A 4,512-nucleotide genomic window follows, 5' to 3' on the forward strand; every position below is an offset into this window, starting at 1 on the left:
ATTCACGGTCCAGGTAGCGCGAGGAGCCGACCATGCAGCTGGATCCTTTGGCGTGGATTAAGTCGATCAGGCCCTGATCTTCGGGCGGCTGGTGGGAAATGAAGGGGATGATACGGTTCCAGGGTACGCCGGTTTTGTTAAACTCCTCGTAGCGCTCACGCGTTCCGACAAAAACTTCCATCATGATATCCGGATCCAGATCGTAAATTGCCTTAATGTCCTCCATATTGCCGACCATGATCATCACATGGGCTTGTGCCTTGTGTTCGCGGATCTTCCGGACGCAAGTCTCCACAAGCACCTCTTTCTTATCCAGAATGAGGATGGTTTTACCTCGTGCCCATTCAATGGTTTCGTCCAGCGTAGGAATCCTGTAGTCCGTCACTGTGCCTTCCCGGTCAATGAGTTTGAGTTTCTTCAATTCAACCAGGGTAAGGTTTTCAACCGGTCCGGAGCCGCTGGTGGTTCTGTTCAGAGTGGGATCGTGATGCAAAACCAGGTGACCATCCTTGGTGTACCTTAGATCGATCTCCAGCATGGAATAAGCGGATTCCAGCGTATGTTCAAAAGTTGCTATACAGTTTTCCGGATAACCGGGTACTGCTCCGCCACGGTGTGCGCTGACCAGTGGCATTCGCTCATCTGAGTATGCAAAAAGTTCGCGTAGCTCTTTGGGGTTGTCGGCATGAATCCTGTGTAGTGGGGCCTTGGGTGCCGTTAGTGCTTCGGCGGGCATGAATAGCGTGAGCACGGACAGAAGGGCGCTTCCGAGTATTAGAATTTTCATGGAGTGAGTACTTTGGCTTTATTTCTCAGGGGAGTTGTTGGTTTTAGTTTCGGAAACTTTTGATTAGACCTCTTAACATTCTTGCACAAGATTTCTTGTTCATGGAATTCTTCCGCTTACCCTTTGTAATTCTCCTGTTTTATTTTTCTACCTCTTCTTTCAGTCATTTGTCCTTAGGTGCTGCGGCCCGCCCAAACATTTTGTTTTGTATCTCCGACGATCAATCCTGGGCGCATACCGGTGCCAATGGGGATCCGGTGATTAAGACTCCTGCCTTCGACAGGGTTGCCCGTGAAGGCCTGCGTTTTATCAATTCCTTTTGCGATGCTCCTACCTGTGGGCCGTCACGCAGCGCCATTTTGACCGGTCAAGCGATTTGGCGATTGGAGGAGGCGGGGAACATTCACAGCACTTTACCCGCTAAGTTCGCCACCTACACGGAAGAACTTCAGACCGCTGGTTATAAAATCGGGTTTACCGGAAAAGGTTGGAGCCCCGGACGATTGGAACCGGGTGGCCGCACAGAAAATCCGGCTGGTAAGGAATATTCAGCACGGACGCTGGATCCTCCATTTCGAGGGATACGAAACAATGATTATGCAGCCAACTTTGATGACTTTTTAGGGGAAATCACTGACGGCGAATCCTTTTGTTTCTGGTTGGGTACCAGCGAGCCTCATCGTTTCTTTGATGACGGTGCTGGGATAAAAACGGGAAAAGACCCAGCCAAGGTTATTGTTCCAAAAATCTTTCCAGACAACGACATCGTACGTAGTGACATCCTCGATTACCTCGTGGAGATCGAACACTTCGATTTCATGGTAGGGCGTGCGATTGCTTCGTTGGAATTTCGAGGGCTTCTGGAAAATACCATTGTGGTGGTTACCAGCGATCACGGCATGCCATTTCCGCGTGCCAAAGCCAGTTTGTATGATTGGGGTTCGCGGGTACCGCTAGCCATTCGCTGGCCCAAAGGAATCAAAAATCCAGGCCGTGCTGTAGAGGCTTTCGTGAATCTCAGTGATCTGGCTCCGACTTTTTTGCAGGCTGCTGGATTGGAACCTCACAGCATGATGTCGGCTCATAGTCTGCTCGATATTTTTGAAAGCAATGAAGTCAGAACGCGTGACGCGGCCTATATCGCAATGGAACGACACGATGGCTGTCGTGAAGGTGGCAAGGGCTATCCTTGTCGGGCGGTTCGCACCGAGGACTACATGTATATTCATAACTTCGAGCCGACTCGCTGGCCTGCGGGCTCACCGGATGCTTCAGTATGTGCGCGGGCTATTCCTTATGGCGAGATTGATGATTCGCCTACCAAGACTTTCATGATGGAGCATCGCAGTACACACGGGGTCGCTCACTTGGGGGAATTAAGTTTTGGTATGCGTCCCGCCGAAGAACTCTATGATTTGAAAAACGATCCCGAGCAGTTGGTGAACTTGGCGGGCAATCAAAAATACAACGCCGTTCAGAATGCGCTCCGCAAGAAGTTGTTCAATCACCTTTCAATTACTCAAGATCCTCGCGTGGTCGGTGGAAAAGCGGATTGGGATTACTATCCCTATTACGGAGCGATGAGGAACCTGAACTGGAAAGTAGCGGAGAAACCGGAATGAAATTGCTGAATGGGGTAGGGCTTCCTCGCCGAGGGAGCCGATTTGGAAACGGCGGTTTGGGCTACCGAATAGGAGCTGCGATTCCCTGGGAACGCCAAGCCCCAGCTTGGCATCTTAAGGAAAAGGTCGCAGCTAAAGCAGCTACATTTGGAATACTAATTCTGCTTTCATCCTTCATCCTTCACCCTTTGGAGGCTGCGCCTCCCCCCAACATCCTCTTCTGCATTTCCGACGATCAGTCCTGGGCGCACGCGGGTGCCAATGGGGATCCGGTGGTACAGACACCGGCGTTTGATCGTGTGGCCTCGGAGGGTTTGCGTTTTATCAATTCCTTTTGCGACGCGCCTACCTGTGGTCCTTCCCGCAGTGCCATACTCACTGGTCAGCACATTTGGCGTCTCGAGGAGGCGGCCAATATCTGGAGTACCTTACCCGCCAAGTTTGCTACTTATACCGAAGAATTAAAAAAGGCCGGCTATAAAATAGGCTACACTGGAAAAGGGTGGGGACCCGGATTGTTGGAGCCCGGAGGTCGTACGGATAATCCTGCCGGATCCATATTTGAAGGTAAGAAGTTGAAGAAGCCATTTAGTGGAATTAGCGATAAAGACTATGCGGCCAACTTCGAAGACTTCATTACTGAAGTTTCAGAGGACCAGCCCTTTTGTTTCTGGTTGGGCACGCATGAACCGCATCGAGCTTATCAGGAGGGTTCAGGGAAGTTAAGTGGTAAGGACCCTGCCAAAGTTCGTGTGCCACTCATTTTTCCGGATAATGACATAGTCCGAAACGACATCCTCGATTACCTCGTGGAAATTGAGCACTTTGATTCCATGGTTGAGCGGGCCATCGCGAGCTTGGAAAGCCAAGGGCTTTTGGAAAATACCATTGTGGTGGTAACCAGTGATCATGGCATGCCATTTCCTCGAGGAAAGGCCACGGTTTATGATGATGGTTCGCGTGTGCCATTGGCGATTCGTTGGGCGAGTGGAATTGAGAATCCGGGTCGCGAAATCAACGCACTGGTGAATCTGAGTGATCTCGCTCCGACGTTTTTGGAAGCAGCTGGAGTAGATGTGCCAGAAATGATGACGGGTCGCAGTCTAATGGATGTTTTCAAGGATGACGAAACGATTATTCGCAACGCAGCTTACATCGCTTTCGAGCGGCACAGCGGAGCCCGTGCAGGAGGTAAGGGATATCCCACTCGAGCAATAAGAACGAAAGACTTCTTGTACATCTACAACTTCGAGCCAGATCGCTGGCCTGCAGGTTCTCCAGATCCTGAGGCATGCAACCGACTGATACCGTTTGGAGAATATGATTCATCACCGACCAAGACGTTCATGATAGAACATCGTTATGAACACGGTGTGGCGGAGTTAGCCGAACTGTCCTTTGGAAAGCATCCAGCCGAGGAGCTATACGTGCTTAAGGATGATCCACATCAAATGAAGAATGTAGCAGGCTCCGGTAAATATCAGGCGATGAAAAACTCGTTACGACGACAGTTGTTCGATCATTTGAAAGAGACCAAAGATCCGCGTGTGGTTGGTGGCACGGTTGATTGGGATTATTATCCACACTACGGAAATCGCGCTAACAAGAATTGGTCAGTGGACGAGAAACCGGAATGAGAAGGCTTTTAGAAATGTAGCCAGGGTGAGCCTGTCTCGCCGTAGTCCCGGAGGCGGATGACACCATTGGTTTTATTGTCCGGGAACGCCAAGCCCCAGCTTGGCAAAAAAAAATCGCGGCGAAAAGCCCGTCCTACAATTGGCAAATTAACATGCTTTGATTTACAGGCAAACAGCCAAAGCAGTTCAATCCGGCAAACTGAAAGCAACCAGAGTTCCACCATAGACCGGTTTCTTTTTGGCCCCTCCACAAGAGATGACCACGTATTGCTTTCCGTTGGCAAGGTAGGTGCTGGGTGTGGCATTACCGTCGAAGGGCAGGTCGAGTTCCTTGAGCATCTCTCCGGTTTCCTTGTCGAACACCCGGAATTTTCCGTCCGCTGTTGCGCCGATAAAAATCAGACCTCCGGCTGTCACTAAGGGTCCGCCGTAATTTTCCGTACCGGTGATGGGGATACCGCGTTTT

General features: G+C 50.6%; 4 protein-coding genes. 2 read left to right on the top strand and 2 right to left on the bottom strand.

All coding sequences use genetic code 11. From position 1 onward, the window contains the following. On the bottom strand, positions 1 to 787 hold a 787-nt coding region (locus O3C43_24725), incomplete at its 3' end, for a glycerophosphodiester phosphodiesterase family protein (GenBank protein ID MDA1069694.1). A gap of 101 nt (positions 788 to 888) precedes the next feature. Between O3C43_24725 and O3C43_24730 the strand changes: the two genes are divergently transcribed. After that, complete coding sequence (locus O3C43_24730; GenBank protein MDA1069695.1) at positions 889 to 2,409, top strand: sulfatase; 1,521 nt, start codon at positions 889 to 891, stop codon at positions 2,407 to 2,409. Further along, on the top strand, positions 2,406 to 4,046 hold the full coding sequence (locus O3C43_24735; protein ID MDA1069696.1) for a sulfatase: 1,641 nt from the start codon (positions 2,406 to 2,408) through the stop codon (positions 4,044 to 4,046). Before O3C43_24730 ends, O3C43_24735 begins: the two co-directional genes overlap by 4 nt. A gap of 186 nt (positions 4,047 to 4,232) precedes the next feature. Here O3C43_24735 and O3C43_24740 read toward each other — a convergent pair. After that, the coding region (locus tag O3C43_24740) for a PQQ-binding-like beta-propeller repeat protein (GenBank protein MDA1069697.1) at positions 4,233 to 4,512 on the bottom strand (280 nt) is incomplete at its 5' end.

It is taken from the genome of Verrucomicrobiota bacterium (assembly GCA_027622555.1).
In the GTDB taxonomy this organism is placed as follows: Bacteria; Verrucomicrobiota; Verrucomicrobiia; order Opitutales; family UBA2995; genus UBA2995.

Coding starts and splice junctions, on each gene's coding strand:
- O3C43_24730 (MDA1069695.1), top strand. CDS start 889: ATGGAATTCTTCCGCTTACCCTTTGTAATTCTCCTGTTTTATTTTTCT.
- O3C43_24735 (MDA1069696.1), top strand. CDS start 2,406: ATGAAATTGCTGAATGGGGTAGGGCTTCCTCGCCGAGGGAGCCGATTT.